The organism is Nonomuraea marmarensis (assembly GCF_043197025.1).
GTDB classification, from domain to species: Bacteria; Actinomycetota; Actinomycetes; order Streptosporangiales; family Streptosporangiaceae; genus Nonomuraea; species Nonomuraea marmarensis.
In genome coordinates this window covers 30,912-47,543 of sequence record NZ_JBICRM010000002.1, presented here as the reverse complement: position 1 = coordinate 47,543, position 16,632 = coordinate 30,912, and the positions used below count along the sequence as shown (strand labels likewise).

Sequence of the window (16,632 nt, the reverse complement as noted above, 5' to 3'; positions counted from 1 at the left end):
GATGGCCTCCTTGGCGATTTGGCCTAGCGCTCGCTTGGTTTTGCGCCGAGCGTAAATTCGCCCGGGAAGGGTGTCAACGGGCTACCGAGCAACCGCTTGCTCACAATCTGGGCCCGGGTTACCGTTTGGCCCATGCTGATGCGCGCGGCCGTGCTGACCAGGTTCCACGCCCCCATGGAGATCCGCGAGGTCGAGATCGCGGACCCGGGACCCGGCGAGGTGCGGGTGCGGATCAAGGCGTCCGGCGTGTGCGGCTCCGACCTCAAGGCCATCGACGGCAAGAGCCCGGTGGTGAGCAGGCTGCCGTTCATCCTCGGGCACGAGAGCGCGGGGGTGGTGGAGAGCGTCGGTACGGGCGTCACCACCGTCAAGCCCGGCGACCACGTCATCATCGCCATGAACGGCCCCTGCGGCCGGTGCCGCCAGTGCGGCGCGGGCCGGTTCCACCTGTGCTCGGGCCCCGCCAGGCTGCCGACGATCATGGGCGGCCTGCCCAGAATCACCCTGGACGGCCAGGAAACCCGCCGGTTCATCGGCATCGGGTCGTTCGCCGAGTACGCGGTCGTCAACGAGCCCATGTGCGTGAAAATCACGAAAGACGCGCCTTTCGCCGCCATGTGCCTGCTGGCCTGCGGCGTCGTCACCGGCGTCGGCGCCGTCACGAACGTCGCCAGGGTCCCGCCCGGCGCGACCGTCCTCGTCGTGGGCTGCGGCGGCGTGGGGCTCAACGTCATCCAGGGCGCGGTGCTCGCGGGCGCGACCACGATCGTCGCCGCGGACGTGGCCGACCACAAGCTCGAACTGGCCGAGCTCTTCGGCGCCACCCACACCCTGCTGGCCACGCTGGCCACGGATTTGCCGAAGCAGGTGGGCGAGCTGGTGAAGGGCGGCGTCGACTACGCCTTCGACGCGACGGGCGTCCCCGGCGTCCTGGCGCAGGCGTTCGCCGCGACCCAACCGGGCGGCACCACGGTCATGGTCGGCAGCCCACCCCAGGGCCACCCCGTGGAGCTGGACACGGGCCTGCTGTTCGCCTCCCGCCGCCTCATGGGCACCCAGGGCGGGGACGCGGCCCCTCACCGCGACCTGCCCATGCTGGTCGCCCAGTACTTGCGTGGCCGGCTGGACCTCGACGGCCTCATCTCGGAACGCCTGCCGCTCGACCGCATCAACGACGCCGTGACCCACGTACGCCAGGGCACGGTCGCCCGTACGGTCATCACCTTCTGACCGGGCGTGAAAGTGGCTCAGCCCGCCGTACTTTTCGTGACGGCGGGCTGGGCGCGATGCGTGCTACTCGATGTGCAATGCCGTCCAGTGCGACGGGGTTCCTTCGTACATCACATCGCCGCAGTCGCAATTACCGCAGCCAGGGATCATTTCGACGCTCCCTCCTCACCTAGGGGAGTAGCTCTTGTACCCACAGTGACCTGCTCATACGCTTGCGCGCACGTCGGAGTTTCGTATCCCGGCAACGATCGCAGCCCGCACCCTCAACCTTCCGAACCGGGGGCGCGGGAGCTGGACGGGCCGCCGCGACAGGGCTATTCGTCGGAACATGACAGAAACCAGGTTCGCCGTCTCCCTCCCCCAGCAGGTCGCCGACGGCAGGTTCGACCCGGGCGCGTTCCGCGACTACGTGCGGCGCGTCGAGGAGCTCGGGTTCCACAGCGCGTGGACGCGCGAGTCGACGCTGGCCCCCGCGCCCATGCTCAACCCGATCGAGATCATGACGTACGCCGCCGCCTGCACCGAGCGGCTGCGCCTCGGCTGCGCGGTGTTCATCCTCGTGCAGCACAACGCCCTCCAGCTCGCCAAGAGCATCAGCACCCTCGACCAGCTCAGCCGGGGCCGCCTGGAGGTGGGCTTCGGGCTCGGCGGCCGGGACCAGCTCGCGAACTTCGGCGTGCCTCCAGACGGCCTGGTGACGCGTTTCACCGAGTCGATCGAGCTGATGAAAGCCTGCTGGACGGACGCGAAGGTGACCTTCGACGGGCGGTTCTGGCAGGTGGAGGCCGCCATGGAGCCCAAGACGTACCAGAAGCCGCATCCGCCCGTCTGGATCGGCGGGCACCGGCCCGCCGCGGTCCGGCGTGCGGTCAGGCACGGCGACGGCTTCTTCGGCGCCGGCGGGGCGACCACGGCGGCGTTCGCGGAGCAGGTGCGCACGGTCAAGGCCGAGCTGACCGCCGCCGGCCGCGACCCGGCGAGCTTCGAGCTCGCCAAGCGCGTCTACATCTCGGTCGGCCAGGAGAACCGCATCGACGACCTGCTACGCCGCCTGTACGGCAACGCGAACGTCGCCGTCACCGGATCCCCCGAGGAGTGCGTACGCGGGCTACGCGACGTGATCGACGCGGGCGCGGACCTGGTCCTGCTGGACCCGATGTTCGACGAGCCCGAGCAGCTGGAACGCATCGCCACCCAGGTCCTACCCGAGTTGTCCTAGACGCCGAGTTTGGCGGGTTCGCGGGGCCGGGGAGCGGGGTCCTCCTCGTGCCCCTCCACCGACAGGTTCGGCAGCAGCCGGTCCAGCCAGCGCGGGCACCACCAGTTCAGCCGCCCGAGCAACACCATGGTCGCGGGCACGAGGAACCCGCGGATGATCGTGGCGTCCACCGCGACGGCCACCGCCAGCCCCACCCCGAACGTCTTCACCATCGGATCCGGGTAAGCGATGAACGCCACGAACACCGCCACCATGATCAGCGCCGCCGACGTGATCACCCGGCCCGTCGAGCCGAGCCCCTCCGCCACCGCGCGCGCGTTGTCCCCATGCCGCAGGTACGCCTGCCGAACCGCCGTCAGCAGGAACACCTCGTAGTCCATGGACAACCCGAACAACACGGCGAAAAGCATCAACGGCACATAACTCTCGATCGGCACCGAGAAGAAGATCGTCTGCAGGTACGAGGAGCTGGCCGGCGGATCCATGCCCACCAGCCCGCTGCCCAGCCCGATCGAGAACACGATCGCCAGCGCCCCGAACGCGGCCCCGAGCGAGATCAGATTCATCAGCGCGGCTTTGACCGCGACGACGGGTGCGCGGAAGGCGAGCAGCAGGAGCAGCGCGCTCAGCAGCACCACCACGCCGATCACCAGCGGGGTGCGCTCGGACATCCGGGTCCCCGCGTCGGCCAGCGCCGCCACCTTGCCCCCGACGTGCACTCCAGAGATGGCCCTGATGTCCTCGACCACCTCGGCGGCCCGGGAGTCGCTGGGGGCGTAGTCGGTGACGACCTGGAGCAGGACCGAGCGGCCGGAGGAGTTCACCTTGGGGGTGGCCACGTGCGCGACGCCGTCGACGTCCTCGACCGCGCGGACGATCTTGTCCACCAGATCGGCATCGCCCGCCCGGGAGGGCAGTTCGGCGACCACGAGCAGCGGGCCGTTGGCGCCCGGGCCGAAGCCGGTGGCCATCAGCTCGTAGGCTCGCCGGGGTTCCGAGCCCTGCGTGCCGTACCCGTCGTCGAGCGGGCCGAGCTTCAGCGCGAGCGCGGGCGCGGCGAGCGCGGCCAGCACCAGCACGCTGGCGAACAACACCCGCCACGGGCGGCGCGCCACCCACGCCCCCAGCCCGGCCCAGCCGGAGCCCGAGGCGCGCCGGCCCAGGAAGGGCACCTTGAGCGCGTTGATCCGGTGCCCGAGCAGTCCCAGCAGGGCGGGGACGAGCGTGACGGAGGTCAGCACAGCGGTGACGACGGAGATGCCGGTGATCCAGCCGAGCGTGCGCAGCAGCGGGAACCCGCCCAGCATGAGCGCGCTCAACGCGATGATCACCGTCCCGCCCGCGAAGACCACGGCCCCGCCAGAGCTGGCCACGGTACGCCGTACGGACTCCACGACCGGCGCCCCGTCCGCCAGCAGCCGCCGATACCTGGACAGCAGGAACAACGCGTAGTCGATGCCCACGCCCAGCCCGATCATCGTGGCCATGATGCCCGCCTGCTTGGGCACGTCCAGCACGTGCCCGAGCAGCCCGATCACGCCGAGCCCGGTCGCGACGCTGACCAGCGCGGTGAAGATCGGCACCAGCGCGGCCGCCAGCGTCCCGAACGCGAACACCAGCACCAGCAGCGCGCACGACACGCCGATGATCTCGCTCGGCCCGGTCTTGATCTCCTTGTCGGCGGGCGTGGAGCTGTCGGCCGCCACCACCTCGATCCCGGCCGCCCGCGCGGGATCGGCGGCCTTGGACAACGCCTGGGTGTTCTCGGCGAGCTTCGTGCCGTCGTGGCCCTGCATGCGTACGGTGATGAGCCCGATCCGCAGGTTGGAGGCGATGCCGCCGAGCCGGTACGGCGTGTCCACCTGCACCACGTGCGGCATGTCGCGCAGCCGGTCCAGGGCGTCCTCCACGGCCTGCTTGCGCCGCTCCTCGACGAGCGGGCCGTCGGCGGAGTAGAGGACGAGCTGCACCGTGCCGCCGGTGCCGTAGCCGGGCCCGAAGCCGGACTTCAGGAGATCGTGCGCCCGCTGCGCGTCGGTGCCGGGGATCGTCACGTCGTTGCTGACCGGGCTGCCGAGCACGAGGCTCCCGCCCATCAGCCCGGCCGCCACGACCACCCATAACGCCAGCACGACCCGCCCGTGCCGCGCACACCAGCCACCCAGCCGCCCGAGAAACCGCGTCATCGCCCCAGCCCCTACCCGACGGTCGTCCTGTACGGTCGTACAGGACCTACGATAAAGCGAGAAATACCGGAAGGCTGTATCCCGTACGGAAATGAGACGATGACCACAGCCGACGACACCCGCACCCGGATCCTGACCGCCGCCCGAGAGCTGTTCGCCGAGCGCGGCTACGCGGCCACGTCGCTGGCCGACATCGCCGCCGTCGTGGGGCTGACCAAGACCGCCGTCGCCTACCACTTCCACCCGAAGGACCGGCTGGCCTCGGAGTTGCTCGCCCCGGCGGCGGATGACATGTTCGCGCTGCTCGGGACCGCGTATCCGGGCAGGGAGGCGTTCGTCGAGGCGCTGGTGGCGTTCGCGGTGCGCTATCGGTCGGTGATCCGGCTGTTCATGGAGGATCTGGCCGGTGACGACTCGGTCTCGCCGGGCTCGGAGCGCGAGGCGATCAGGACGTTCAGGGACGAGATCTACGCCAGGCTCGCAGGCGCGGATCCCGATCCGGAGATCAAGGTCAGGAGCTGGGCCCTGCTCGGTGCGCTGCAGTGGGGCGTGGTGAAGACGATGGATTTGCCTGAGGAGCGGGTGCGCGCCGTCCTGCTCGAATCCGTCCGAGCCCTTTAGGAGAATGATGATCACCCTTGCCGTGGTCGGCGCGGGTTCGCGGGGCACCTCGTATGCCCGTCGCGCCGTCCAGACCGGCCGGGCGCGGGTGGTCGCGGTGGCCGATCCGCTGGACGGCCGCCGTGACAGGTTCCCCGAGGCCGAGCAGTACACGGACTGGCGCGAGCTGGCCGCGCTGCCCCGCCGGGCGGACGCGGTCGTCATCGCCACCCAGGACAGGGACCACGTCGAGCCCGCCGTGCGGTTCGCCGAGCTGGGCTACGACATCCTGCTGGAGAAGCCGATGGCGGTCTCCGAGGACGACTGCCGGAAGATCGTCGCGGCCGCCGAACGGTCCGACGCGGTGTTCGCCGTCTGCCATGTGCTGCGCTACACCCCGTACACGCGGGTCTTGAAGGCGCTGCTCGACGGGGGCAGGATCGGCGAGATCGTCAGCATCCAGCACCTGGAGCCGGTCGGGTGGTGGCACCAGGCGCACTCCTACGTGCGGGGGAACTGGCGCAGGACCGGCGAGTCCACGTTCATGCTGCTCGCCAAGTCCTGCCACGACCTCGACTGGCTGGTCCACCTCACCGGCAAGCCGGTGACCCGGGTGTCGTCGTTCGGCGGGCTCAAGCACTTCCGCCCGGAGAACCGCCCTGAGGGTGCGGCCTCCCGGTGTCTGGATTGTCACGTCGAGTCCGCCTGCCCGTACTCGGCCAAGCGCATCTACCTCCCCCTGGCGGGCAAGGACGTGTGGCCGGTGTCCGTGCTCACCGACGACGTCTCGGAGCGGGGCATCCTGGAGGCGCTCAGAACGGGCCCGTACGGCAGGTGCGTGTACGACTGCGACAACGACGTGGTCGACCACCAGGTCGTGAACCTGGAGTTCGAGGGCGGCGTGACCGCGTCGTTCACCATGACCGGGTTCACCCCGGCGCTGCACCGGCAGACCCGGATCTTCGGCACCCGGGGCTCGATCGACGGCGACGGCGACCGCCTGACCGTCCACGACTTCGTCACCGGCTGCTCCGAGACCGTCGAGACCCGGCCCACGGGCGACCCGACCGCCAGGGGCGGCCACGGGGGCGGTGACGAGGCGCTGGTCGAGGCGTTCCTGCAGGCCGTCGCCACGAGAGACCGCTCCTCGATCCTGTCCTCGCCCGGCGAGAGCCTGCACAGCCACCTCATCGCCTGGGCCGCCGAGAGGTCGCGGCTGAACGGCCAGACCGTGACCGTTCCCGGAGACTGAGTCACTCGCCGGCGATGGGGCTCGTCGGGGTTTCCGAGGGCTCGCCCGGGTCCGGACCCGACTGGCCCGCCAGGCCGAACACGATCGAGACAGCGCTTCCCGGCTCGGCGCACGTGCCCGGCTGGACGCTCTGGCTGAGGATCATGCCCACCCGCGACTCGTCCGCCACCACCTGCCCCCTCCCCCGTACCGTGAGGCCGGCCGCGATCAGCGCGGCGCGCCCGTCCTCGCGGGACCGGCCGACGACGGAGGGCACGGTGGCGCCGTTGCGGGCCACCGTGAGACCGACCGGGGTGCCGCCCATGACGCGGCTGCCCGCCTTGGGCCGGGTGGCGAGCACCTGACCGTCCGGCTGCGCCGAGCACGAGCGGGTGACGGTGCCGACGGCGAGGCCCGCGCCGGTCAGCGCCGTCTCGGCGGCCTCGCGCTGCATGCCCGTGACCGACGGCACGGCCAGGCCACCGGACACCTGCAGCGAGACCGTGCTGCCCTTGGCCACGACCGTGCCGGAGGCCGGCCTGCTGCCGAGCACCTGGCCGATCTTCTGCGGCGAGTCGAGCCGGGTGACCGTCCCCAGCACCAGTCCGGCCCGTTTGACGGCGTTGGACGCCGTCCCCTTGCTCATCCCCACCAGCGCCGGGATCGCCACCGTCACCGGCCGTACCACCGGTGGGTCCGTAGTGGGCTCGCGCGTTTCCGCCGGTTCCTCGGTCTTGGGCGACTTGTCCACCGGAGGCGGGGAGGTCACCGGTGCCGACTGCGGGGGCACGGGCGGTCCGGCCGCCTGCGACCCCTGGTCCTTCATCGTGGGTACGAGCACGGCGAACAGCACGGCGGCGGTCACCAGCAGCGCCACGCACACCGCCACGGCCGCCCTGGGCCAGCCGCTCCTGGAGCGTTCCGGCACCACCGGCCCGCCACCGAACCCGCCACTCCCCGAATTGGACGCCTGCCCGCCGCCGCCCGGCCCGGAGACCTGGTCTCGACCCTCAGCGGCCGACGCCTGGCTCACCCCGCCCGAGCCGGACACCTGCCCCACGCCACCAGCACCGGACGCCTGTCCGACACCGGACGCCCGCCCGGCTCCTCCAGCGCCGGATGCCTCTCCGCCCTCCCCCGCACCGGACTCCGGCGGGTCGGTCGGAGTCGATCCCGGCAGCGAGTCGGGCAGCCGGTAACCGTCGAGCGCCCCCGTCGCCTCGGGTTCGGCCATCGGCGGTCGTGGCTCGGGCACCAGAGACGGCGTCACCCGCAGGACGTGGGCCGGAGGCGAGGTGAGCACCTCGGCCGGCACCTCATCCGACTCCCCCAGCAGCTCGAACAGCAACTCCCTGCTGCTCGGCCGGTTCCGCGCGTCCTTGTTCAGGCACGCCTCCACCAGCGTCCGCAACCGCCCGTCCAGCCGCCCCAGCTCCGGCGGCGCGGTCAGGATGCGATGCAGCACCGGCGCCACCGAGTCCTGCCCGAACGGCGCCGTCGCGTTGGCCGCGAAACACATCGTGGCGCCCCACGAGAACACGTCCGCCGCCCCCGTGACGGCCGCCGCCGTGATCTGCTCCGGAGCCATGTACGCGGGCGTGCCCACCCCGCGACCGCTCACCGTGGCCGCCGCGTCCAACGCCCTGGCCAGGCCGAAGTCGATCACTCGCGGCCCGTCGGAGCCGAGCAGCACGTTCTGCGGCTTGAAGTCCCTGTGCACGATGCCCGCACGATGGATCGCCGTGAGCGCGGTCGCCGTGCTCACCGCCAGCCGCTCCAGCGCGCCGCCTCGCCGGGGTCCGGTTAACGCGACCTCCCTGTGCAGCGAGGGCCCGTCGACGTACTCGCTCACGATGTACGGCCGGCCCTCGTCGAACCCGGCATCGATCACCTGGGCCGTACAGAACCTCGCCACATACTTGGCCAGCTCCACTTCCCGCAGGAACGCCGCCCGCTCGTCCCCCACCGGCCCATGCAGCAGCTTGACCGCGTATGTCTCCCCGCTCCTCGAACCGAGGAACACCGCGCCTTGACCGCCCTCACCCAGCCGTCCGGAAAGCTCGTACTCCCCGAGTCGCTGGGGGTCCCCCGTTCTGAGCGGCTGCGCCGTTGGCACGGGGCGCCTCCCCTCGCCGCCACCCCTGTCCTGCTTTCTACTGAAAGCAACAGGCCGCAATCAGTCAACGGTGCTCACGACAATCGCAGCCTGACCGTGACACAGCCAGTCAGGAGGTACGGGCGACCGTACCGGAATACGTCACTTCTTCCTCACCCTCGCGGGTCACCTTGATGGCCATCTGGTTCGAGTCGGCCGTCGGGAACATCCGCAACGTCCCCGGATAGCACTCCTCGCCCGTGACCTGATCAAGCACGAAGACCATCCCACTATCGGTAAGCCGGATACGCCCCGAACAGTGCAGATCCGCCCCCCACCGCATCGCCCCGCCGTCGGCCCCCAGCCGCAGCTCGATGGGAAACACCCGCTTCGCGGTGAAGTGCTCGGCCGACCCCGTCCACGTCCCTTCCATCCCCGGCCCCTGCGCCCCCCGCACCCAGAACACGAACCCGGCCACCCCCATGACCAGGCCGACCACCCCCACGACCAGCTGCCAGACCCGCAACCGCCTGACGGGCTTCCCACCGGCAGACGTGTCATCGCTGGAGGCAGAGCCGGCGCCGAAACTGTGGCCGGGGCGGACGACGACGGGAAAACTCGTGGTCGGGTCAGGGTCCTCGATCGGATCCGACCCAGCCCTGACCGGGCCGAACTCCGCGATCAGCGCAGAACCACCCGCGGCCTGCACCCGACCCGCAGCACCCGAGCCCGAGCCGGCCGCAGCCGAGCCGGCAGCGACACCGGCCTGCCTGAAGTCGGCGGTGGCCGGACCGGAGGCGGCCGTGGCCGGATTGGAGGCGGCGGTGGGCGGGCGGCTGGGGTCGGAGGGGACGGGGATGGCGGCCATGGCGCCGGAGGTAAGCACGTCGCCCCCCGCCACCCCGTCCTGCCCGAGCAGCCGCCGCAGCACCTCCTCCGCGTCCGGCCGCTCCCCCGGCTCCATCGCCAGGCAAGCCTCCACGATCTCGCGCAGCCGCCCGGTCAACGCCCCCAGGTCCGGCTTCCCGTACAGGATCCTGGCGAGCACCTCCTGATAGGTGTCCGCCGTGTACGCGTGCCGCCCCGTGGCGGTGTACGCGACGGTCAGCCCCCACGCCCACAGGTCGGCGGGCGGCCCGGCAGGTTCGCCCTTGATGCGTTCGGGTGCCATGTAGGCAGGGGTGCCGACAGGGATCAGGTTGGTCGTGACGGCGGCGTTCACGAGCCTGGACACCCCGAAGTCGATCACCCGCGGCCCGTCGAGCCCGAGCAGCACGTTGCCCGGCTTGAAGTCCCGGTGCACGACTCCGGCCCGGTGGATCGCGCCCAGGGCGGTGGCGGTGCCGATGGCCAGGCGGTCGAGCGAGCCGCCCATTCTCGGCCCCTTGGCGGTGACGTGTTCCCGCAGCGAGGGCCCCTCGACGTACTCGCTGACCAGATAGGGCCGATCGCCTTCGAGATCGGCGTCCAGCAACTGCGCCGTGCAGAACGCCGCGACCCTGCGCACCGCCTCGACCTCGCCGAGGAACCTGCGCCGGACATCGGGATCATCGGACAGGCTGGCGTGCAGCAGCTTGATCGCGACCTGCGCCCCCTGCGGGGATTGGCCGAGGTAGACGACACCCTGGCCGCCCTGCCCGAGCCTGCGTGACAGCCGGTACGACCCCAACCGCCGCGGATCATCGGCACGTAGCTCGGACATATTCCGCCATTATGCCGTTCCAACGCGGCACACCCGGTACAACGGGCTCAGATGAGCTCGGCGTACCGGTCCAGGATCGGCAACACCACCTCGGCCGGGCCGCTCGGCAGCGTGGCCACCGATTCCTCGACACCGAGACCGGCGAAGTAGTCGAGCTTGTCCCTGGTCGGCCGGGTCCCGAACGGGATCACCCGGGCCATCGGCCGCCCCGCCTTCTCGCACGCCTCGCGCAATGCGGGCAGCGCCGCCTTGATCCCGTGGCCGCCGATCGGCATCCAGCCCTCGGCGTACTCGGCGACCTGGGCGAACAGCTTCGGCCCCGCCGCCCCGCCCACGTACACGGGCAGCGGCCCGTTAACGGGTTTTGGCCAGGACCAGGACGGCTCGAACCCGTCGAAGGAGGCCACCTCGTCCCGCCACAGAGCCTGCATCGCCAGCACGTTCCGCCGGGCCGCCTCGCGGCGCCGCGCGTACGGGACGCCGTGGTTCTCGATCTCCTCGACGTTCCAGCCGAAGCCGACCCCGACCACGACGCGCCCGCCCGAGAGGTGGTCCAGGGTCGCGACGGCCTTGGCGGTCACGATGGGATCGCGCTGGGCGGCGAGCAGGATGCCGGTCCCGACGCGCAGCCGCGTGGTCGCGGCGGCGGCGAAGGAGAGGGCGACGAGGGGGTCGAGCGTGTGGCTGTACTCCTCGGGCAGCACCTCCTGCCCGCCCGCGGCAGGGGTACGGCGCGAGACCGGGATGTGGGTGTGTTCGGGCACGTAGAGGGAGTGGAAGCCGCGCTCCTCCGCCGCTCTGGCCAGGTCCGGGACCGGCATGGCCAGGTCCGTGGCGAACATCGTGACCCCGAGCCTCATGCGACCCTCCTATCGTCAACCAAGCGATTGCTCGGCTAAGATTCCCAGAGTACCTTGCAGAAGACCGCCCCGCGGAAAGAGGTTTCCGGTGAAGTTTTCTATCTTCCTGAATCCGCAGATTCCAGGCTCTGGTTACGCGGCCGAGGAGAACGCCAAGGCCAGGCGTCCCATCGGACGGGACACGGAGTCGTACCAGAGGCTGCTGCACGAGGTACGGGAGATAGCCGTGCACGCCGACCAGATCGGGTTCGACGCGCTGATGATGACCGAGCATCACTTCCATTCGGAGGGCATGGAGTTCTCGGTCAACCCGCTGATGTTCCTCACCGACCTGGCCGCCAGGACCGAGCGGATCCTGCTCGCGCCGCTCGGCCTGGTGCTGCCCGCCTGGGACCCGATCAGGGCGGCGGAGGACGTTGCGCTGCTCGACCAGTTCTGCAAGGGGCGGCTGCGGCTGGGGGTGGCGCGCGGCTACCAGAACCGCTGGATGAACGTCCTGGGCCAGCGCTGGCACGCGGCCGCCGCGCGCTCGGACGGCTCGGCGACCGACACGCGTAACTTCGACGTCTTCGGCGAGGTGCTGAAGATCATGAAGCTGGCGTGGACGCAGGAGACCCTCCGCTACAAGTCCGATGTGCTGGACTACCAGGTGCCTTATCCGTACGAGGGCATCGAGGGCTGGCCGGCGATGGAATGGACGCAGACATTCGGCGCGCCGGGCGAAATTTCCGAAGATGGGAAGGTGCAGGCCGTCTCCGTCTGCCCCCGGCCGTACCAGAACCCGCACCCCGAGTTGTGGCAGCCGTTCACGATCTCGGACCGGTCGGTGATCAGGGCTGCCCAGGAGAACATCATGCCGTGGATGTTCACCCCCAACCCCGACGACCACGCCGCGAAGGCCAAGCTGTACCAGGAGGAGTCCGCCAAGCAGGGCCGCCACTACAAGCTGGGCGAGCACACCGGCATCCTCAAGATCGTCGGCATCGCGGACACCACCGAGGAGGCCATCAACACCTTCGGCCGCAGCATCCCCAAGGACTTCGCCGCCTTCTTCGGGCCGTTCGGCTATCTCGAGGTGCTGCGGAAGAAGGACGACGAGAAGCACAAGCCCATCTCCCCGGAGAAGGGCGACGCCAAGCGGATGCGCGATGTGGAGATGGCGCTGTTCGGCACTCCGGACGACGTCAAACGCGGCATCCAGCGCATGCTCGACCGGATGCCGGACCTGGAGTGGTTCGGGCTCTACATGCAGGGGCAGCAGGGCGTGTTGCCGCTGGACACGGTCAAGCGGAACCTGGAGCTGTTCGCCACCAAGGTCATCCCGGAGTTCCAATGAGATTCTGGCTGGGGGCCTCGTTCGTCGACACCGATCAGTTCGTGGAGCTGGCGCGGACGGCCGAGCGGTGCGGGTTCGACACGCTGACGCTGTCCGACCATCTGTTCTACGCCGACTTCGCCTCGCCGTACCCGTACTCGCGGTCCGGGCGGCCGCGCTGGGACGCTCGTACGCACTGGCCGGACGTGTGGGTGACGATCGGAGCCATGGCGGCGGTGACGTCCACGCTGCGTTTCTCCCCGAACGTCTATATCGCGCCCGCCCGTGACCTGTTCACCGTGGCCAAGCAGGTGTCCACGGCGGCGGTGTTGTCGCGGGAGCGGGTGACGTTCGGGGTTGGGGTGGGGTGGTGCAAGGAGGAGTTCGTCGGGACCGGGCAGGACTTCCACACCCGGGGACGGCGGCTGGACGAGATGTTGCCGGTGTTGCGCTCGCTCTGGGCCGGCGAGACGGTCACCCTGGACGGCCTCCCGGCGTTGTCGATCTCGCCGACTCCCGCCGGACAAATCCCGATATACGTGGGCGGTGACAGCGAGGCGGCCCTGCGCCGCGCGGCCCGGCTGGGCGACGGCTGGATCGGGAACCGCATCTACACGGAGGACCAGCTCGACCTCGTACTGGATTCGCTGCGGCACCACCTCGACGAGAACGGCAGGACCGGCCCCTTCGACATCGTCGCACCGCTGGCGGTGCTCCCTGACGCCGACACCTACCGCCACTTCGCCGCCAAGGGCGTGACCGCAACGCTGGCCGCCCCGTGGTGGCTGGCCACCCCCGAGGAGAAGTCCCGGTACGGCGAGGGCACCCTGGAACTCAAGATCGCCACCATGGAACGCTTCGCCGAGGAGATCATCGCCAAGGTCTGACCCGCCAAAGCCCGGCCCGGGGCCGCACCCGAGTCATCCGCAGACGCGCTATGCGCCCGGACCTTCGGCGAGGTTCTTCATGATCCGCCGCAGCATGTCCGTGACCCGCGCGACCTCCTCCGGCGAGAATGTCGAGCTATGAACATCTTGGTCATAGGAGGCGGCATCGGCGGGTTAGCCCTGGCCCAGGGCCTGCGTAAGTCAGGTCTCGACGTCACCCTGTTCGAGCGCGACCCCTCGGCCGGACATCGCGCCCAGGGTTACCGCATCAGCCTCAAGGAAACCGGCGTCAAAGCGCTGCGGGCCTGCGTGCCCGCGAACCTGTTCGACCTGGCCGTGGCCACCTCCATCCGCCCGGCCACCCGCATGATCTTCATGGACACCCGGCTCACACCCGCGTTCTCCAAAGACATCCCGCCCGTGGAGGCCGGCGTCCAGGGCCTGGGCGTCAACCGGCTCACGCTGCGCGAGATCCTCATGTCCGGGCTCGACGTGCGCTTCGAGATGGACTACCTGCGCTACGAGCCCCTCGACGGCGACCACGTGCGCGCCCACTTCGCGGCGGGCGCCTCCATGGACGGCGACCTGCTGGTCGGTGCGGACGGCGTCGGCTCGCGCGTACGCAAACAGCTCCTCCCCGACGCCGTCGTGGACGAGCTGGACTGGGCTCTCTACGGCAAGACCCCGATCACCCCGGAGTTGCTGGCCGCCACGCCCCCGGAGCTGGTCGACAGCTTCAACCGGGTCACCTCCCCCGACCACACGGCGATCTCCATCGCCACCTGCCGCCCCTTCACGCCGGCAGGGGAGGCGGTCGCCCGCCACGCCCCCGGCCTGGAGGTCACGGACATCCCCGGCTACTTCTCCTGGACGATGACCACCAAGGGGCCCAGGCCCGACGGAGCGTCACCGGCCGAGCTGCACCGGCTCGCCCTCGACACGGTGAACGGCTGGCACGAAGGCGTCCGCCGCATCGTGGAGCAGGCGGAGCCCGAGGCGACGTTCCTGCTGCGGATCCATTCCGCCCAGCGCGTGCAGCCGTGGGACGAGCCCGCCGTCACGCTGCTCGGGGACGCCGTGCACAGCATGAGCCCGGGCCGCGGCGAGGGCGCGAACGTGGCGCTCCGCGACGCCCAGCTGCTCAGCGAGGTGCTCGCCGAGGGGCAACCGCTCAAGGCAGGCTACGAGCACCGCATGCTCGACTACGCGTTCACCGCCGTGGAGGGGTCGCGGCAACACCCGTTCGCGCCCGTCAACCGCCCGGACCGGACTCCGAGCCGCTGACGACGGGCGATAGCCTCGTCCCGTGCTGGAAAAGATCGCAGCCACCCGTTACGTGACCCCGCTGCGGGAGGGCGGGTCGCTGCCCGGCGTCGTCGAGGCCGACGACCTGGGCACGTACGTGGTGAAGTTCCGCGAGGCGGGGCAGGGCCGGCGGGTGCTCGTGGCCGAGATCATCGCCGCCGAGCTGGGCCGCCGGCTCGGGCTCAGGACGCCCGAGCTCAAGCTCATCGACCTCGATCCGCAGCTCGGCATCAGGGAGCCGGACGAGGAGGTGCAGGACCTGCTCAAGGCCAGCACCGGGCTGAACCTGGCGGTGGACTTCCTGCCGGGGGCGCTGGGGTTCGAGCCGCTGGCGTGGGTGGTGGATCCGGGGTTCGCGTCCAGGGTGGTGTGGTTCGACGGTCTGATCCACAACATCGACCGGAGCTGGCGCAACCCCAACCTGCTGGTCTGGCACCGCGATACCTGGCTGATCGACCACGGAGCGGCGCTCTGGTTCCACCACAACTGGCGCACGGCCAACCCCCAGCGGCCGTTCGACGCGAGCGACCACGTGCTCGCGCCGTACGCCGCCGACGTGGAGGGCGCCGGCGACCAGCTCTCGGGGAAGATCACTCGAGAGCTGCTGGAGACCGTGACGGCCCTGGTGCCCGACGAGTGGCTCGACGGCGAGCCGGGGTTCGACTCGGCCGGGGACGTGCGCGAGGCTTATGTCGATCACCTGCTGCGGCGGGCGCACGGGCCGCGTGAGTGGCTCGTACGCACCGGGCAGCAGGCCCAGAGGCCGGGGCCGGGCTCCGTCGGCGAGTTCTGGCGGGGAGGCGGCCGGTGACCAGAGACGTCTACGAATACGCGGTGATCCGCGTGGTGCCCAGGGTGGAGCGGGGCGAGCTGATCAACGCGGGCGTGCTGCTCTACTGCCAGCCGCGCGACTACCTGTGCGCGAAGGTCGACCTCGACGCGGTCCGGCTGCGCGCCCTGGATCCCGGTGCCGACGTCGATGCGGTACGCCGTGCGCTCAGCGCGTACGAGCTGGCCTGCGGCGACAAGCCAGGCCCGCTGGCCGGGGAGTCGCTGGGCGGCAGGTTCCGCTGGCTGACGGCGCCACGCAGCACGATCGTGCAGGCCGGACCGGTGCACGCCGGCCTCACCGTCGACCCCGGCACGGAGCTGGCCAGACTCTTCGACAAACTGGTCCGCCTCTAGCCGAAGGCCTTCGCGTTGGCCGCCGCCCATTCCTCGAACGTACGCGGCGGCCGCCCGGTGACCTGCAAGACGGTCGGCAACACCGCCGACTCGTCCAGCTCGCCGCGGGCGAAGAAACCGAAGAACGCCTCCGCGTACGCCTCCGGCATCCCCGCCAGCAGCTGAGCCCGGGCCTCGTCGTCGGACAGCCCCTCGAACCGCAGCTCCCTGCCCAGTGCCTCCCCCAGAATCCGCACCCGATCGGCGGGCCGCAGCGCCGCCGGCCCCGTCAGCCCGTAGACCTGCCCGTCGTGCCCCTTCTCCAGCAGGGACGCGGCGGCCACGGCGGCGATGTCGAGGGGATCGACGGTCGCGACGGCGACGTCAGGGAACGCCTCCCGCACGACATTTCCGGATCTCAGCTGGTCTGCCCAGCGCAGCGTGTTCGACATGAACGTACGCGGCCGCAGGATCGTCCACGGCACCCCCGACTCCCGTACCAGCGCCTCGGACTCCACGTGATACTTCGAGACCGGGTTGCCGAGGTCGGCGGCCTCGGCGGCGCTGGCCGACAGCAGCACGACGTGCTGGACCCCGGCCCGCGCGATGGCGGCCAGCGTCTCGGCCATCCGGTCGTAGCCGCTCAGCAGGAACACCCCGCGCACACCGGCCAACGCGCCCGCCACCGACTCGGGATCGTTCAGATCGCCGATGGCCAGTTCGGCGGGCAGATCGACCTGCCGCCGCACCAGCGCCCTGACCTCCGCACCCGCTCCGGCCAGTGTGCGCACCAGCGCCCCACCCGCGTTCCCCGTGGCCCCGGTAACTAGGATCATTC

The 16,632-nt window shown here is 70.7% G+C and carries 14 protein-coding genes; 9 read left to right on the top strand and 5 right to left on the bottom strand.

The genetic code is table 11. The features are described 5' to 3' along the window. Positions 1-132: 132 nt before the first annotated feature. Together ACFLIM_RS03215 and ACFLIM_RS03210 are read left to right on the top strand one after the other, a co-directional pair. Positions 133-1,230, top strand: a complete 1,098-nt coding sequence (locus tag ACFLIM_RS03215) for an alcohol dehydrogenase catalytic domain-containing protein (RefSeq protein WP_393161689.1) — start codon at positions 133-135, stop codon at positions 1,228-1,230. Between the two features lie 328 nt (positions 1,231-1,558). Beyond that, entirely contained in the window at positions 1,559-2,449 is an 891-nt protein-coding gene (locus tag ACFLIM_RS03210; protein ID WP_393161687.1) for an LLM class flavin-dependent oxidoreductase, read from the top strand. Here ACFLIM_RS03210 and ACFLIM_RS03205 read toward each other — a convergent pair. After that, positions 2,446-4,635, bottom strand: coding sequence for an MMPL family transporter (locus ACFLIM_RS03205; RefSeq protein WP_393161685.1), 2,190 nt, complete (start codon positions 4,633-4,635; stop codon positions 2,446-2,448). The two genes, ACFLIM_RS03210 and ACFLIM_RS03205, sit on opposite strands and share 4 nt — an antisense overlap. A 99-nt stretch (positions 4,636-4,734) precedes the next feature. Here ACFLIM_RS03205 and ACFLIM_RS03200 point away from each other — a divergent pair, with 99 nt between their 5' ends. Beyond that, entirely contained in the window at positions 4,735-5,256 is a 522-nt protein-coding gene (locus ACFLIM_RS03200) for a TetR family transcriptional regulator (protein ID WP_393161683.1), read from the top strand. A gap of 4 nt (positions 5,257-5,260) precedes the next feature. After that, positions 5,261-6,487 (top strand): Gfo/Idh/MocA family protein, encoded by a 1,227-nt coding sequence (locus tag ACFLIM_RS03195; protein ID WP_393161682.1) that lies wholly within the window; start codon positions 5,261-5,263, stop codon positions 6,485-6,487. A gap of 1 nt (position 6,488) precedes the next feature. Here ACFLIM_RS03195 and ACFLIM_RS03190 read toward each other — a convergent pair whose 3' ends face one another. The 3 genes from ACFLIM_RS03190 to ACFLIM_RS03180 all read right to left on the bottom strand — a co-directional run bounded on the left by ACFLIM_RS03190 (position 6,489) and on the right by ACFLIM_RS03180 (position 11,123). Further along, a complete protein-coding gene (locus ACFLIM_RS03190; protein WP_393161680.1) occupies positions 6,489-8,582 on the bottom strand; it encodes a protein kinase domain-containing protein in 2,094 nt (697 codons plus the stop codon). A gap of 109 nt (positions 8,583-8,691) precedes the next feature. Then, positions 8,692-10,263, bottom strand: coding sequence for a serine/threonine-protein kinase (locus ACFLIM_RS03185; RefSeq protein WP_393161678.1), 1,572 nt, complete (start codon positions 10,261-10,263; stop codon positions 8,692-8,694). 47 nt (positions 10,264-10,310) lie between these two features. Continuing rightward, complete coding sequence (locus ACFLIM_RS03180; RefSeq protein ID WP_393161676.1) at positions 10,311-11,123, bottom strand: TIGR03619 family F420-dependent LLM class oxidoreductase; 813 nt, start codon at positions 11,121-11,123, stop codon at positions 10,311-10,313. An 88-nt stretch (positions 11,124-11,211) separates the two neighbouring features. Between ACFLIM_RS03180 and ACFLIM_RS03175 the strand changes: the two genes are divergently transcribed. The 5 genes from ACFLIM_RS03175 to ACFLIM_RS03155 all read left to right on the top strand — a co-directional run bounded on the left by ACFLIM_RS03175 (position 11,212) and on the right by ACFLIM_RS03155 (position 15,815). Further along, positions 11,212-12,459 (top strand): LLM class flavin-dependent oxidoreductase, encoded by a 1,248-nt coding sequence (locus ACFLIM_RS03175; protein ID WP_393161674.1) that lies wholly within the window; start codon positions 11,212-11,214, stop codon positions 12,457-12,459. After that, entirely contained in the window at positions 12,456-13,325 is an 870-nt protein-coding gene (locus ACFLIM_RS03170; RefSeq protein WP_393161672.1) for a TIGR03619 family F420-dependent LLM class oxidoreductase, read from the top strand. Before ACFLIM_RS03175 ends, ACFLIM_RS03170 begins: the two co-directional genes overlap by 4 nt. Positions 13,326-13,463: 138 nt before the next feature. Then, positions 13,464-14,609: an FAD-dependent oxidoreductase gene (locus ACFLIM_RS03165; protein ID WP_393161670.1), complete on the top strand. Its 1,146-nt coding sequence runs from the start codon at positions 13,464-13,466 to the stop codon at positions 14,607-14,609. 22 nt (positions 14,610-14,631) lie between these two features. After that, positions 14,632-15,441, top strand: a complete 810-nt coding sequence (locus tag ACFLIM_RS03160) for a HipA family kinase (RefSeq protein ID WP_393161668.1) — start codon at positions 14,632-14,634, stop codon at positions 15,439-15,441. Beyond that, positions 15,438-15,815 (top strand): DUF3037 domain-containing protein, encoded by a 378-nt coding sequence (locus ACFLIM_RS03155; protein WP_393161666.1) that lies wholly within the window; start codon positions 15,438-15,440, stop codon positions 15,813-15,815. Before ACFLIM_RS03160 ends, ACFLIM_RS03155 begins: the two co-directional genes overlap by 4 nt. Here the strand turns inward: ACFLIM_RS03155 and ACFLIM_RS03150 are convergent. Further along, a complete protein-coding gene (locus ACFLIM_RS03150) occupies positions 15,812-16,630 on the bottom strand; it encodes an NmrA family NAD(P)-binding protein (protein WP_393161664.1) in 819 nt (272 codons plus the stop codon). The two genes, ACFLIM_RS03155 and ACFLIM_RS03150, sit on opposite strands and share 4 nt — an antisense overlap. Between the last annotated feature and the right edge of the window lie 2 nt (positions 16,631-16,632).

Coding starts and splice junctions, on each gene's coding strand:
- ACFLIM_RS03215 (WP_393161689.1), top strand. CDS start 133: ATGCTGATGCGCGCGGCCGTGCTGACCAGGTTCCACGCCCCCATGGAG.
- ACFLIM_RS03210 (WP_393161687.1), top strand. CDS start 1,559: ATGACAGAAACCAGGTTCGCCGTCTCCCTCCCCCAGCAGGTCGCCGAC.
- ACFLIM_RS03205 (WP_393161685.1), bottom strand. CDS start 4,635: ATGACGCGGTTTCTCGGGCGGCTGGGTGGCTGGTGTGCGCGGCACGGG.
- ACFLIM_RS03200 (WP_393161683.1), top strand. CDS start 4,735: ATGACCACAGCCGACGACACCCGCACCCGGATCCTGACCGCCGCCCGA.
- ACFLIM_RS03195 (WP_393161682.1), top strand. CDS start 5,261: ATGATGATCACCCTTGCCGTGGTCGGCGCGGGTTCGCGGGGCACCTCG.
- ACFLIM_RS03185 (WP_393161678.1), bottom strand. CDS start 10,263: ATGTCCGAGCTACGTGCCGATGATCCGCGGCGGTTGGGGTCGTACCGG.
- ACFLIM_RS03180 (WP_393161676.1), bottom strand. CDS start 11,123: ATGAGGCTCGGGGTCACGATGTTCGCCACGGACCTGGCCATGCCGGTC.
- ACFLIM_RS03170 (WP_393161672.1), top strand. CDS start 12,456: ATGAGATTCTGGCTGGGGGCCTCGTTCGTCGACACCGATCAGTTCGTG.
- ACFLIM_RS03165 (WP_393161670.1), top strand. CDS start 13,464: ATGAACATCTTGGTCATAGGAGGCGGCATCGGCGGGTTAGCCCTGGCC.
- ACFLIM_RS03150 (WP_393161664.1), bottom strand. CDS start 16,630: ATGATCCTAGTTACCGGGGCCACGGGGAACGCGGGTGGGGCGCTGGTG.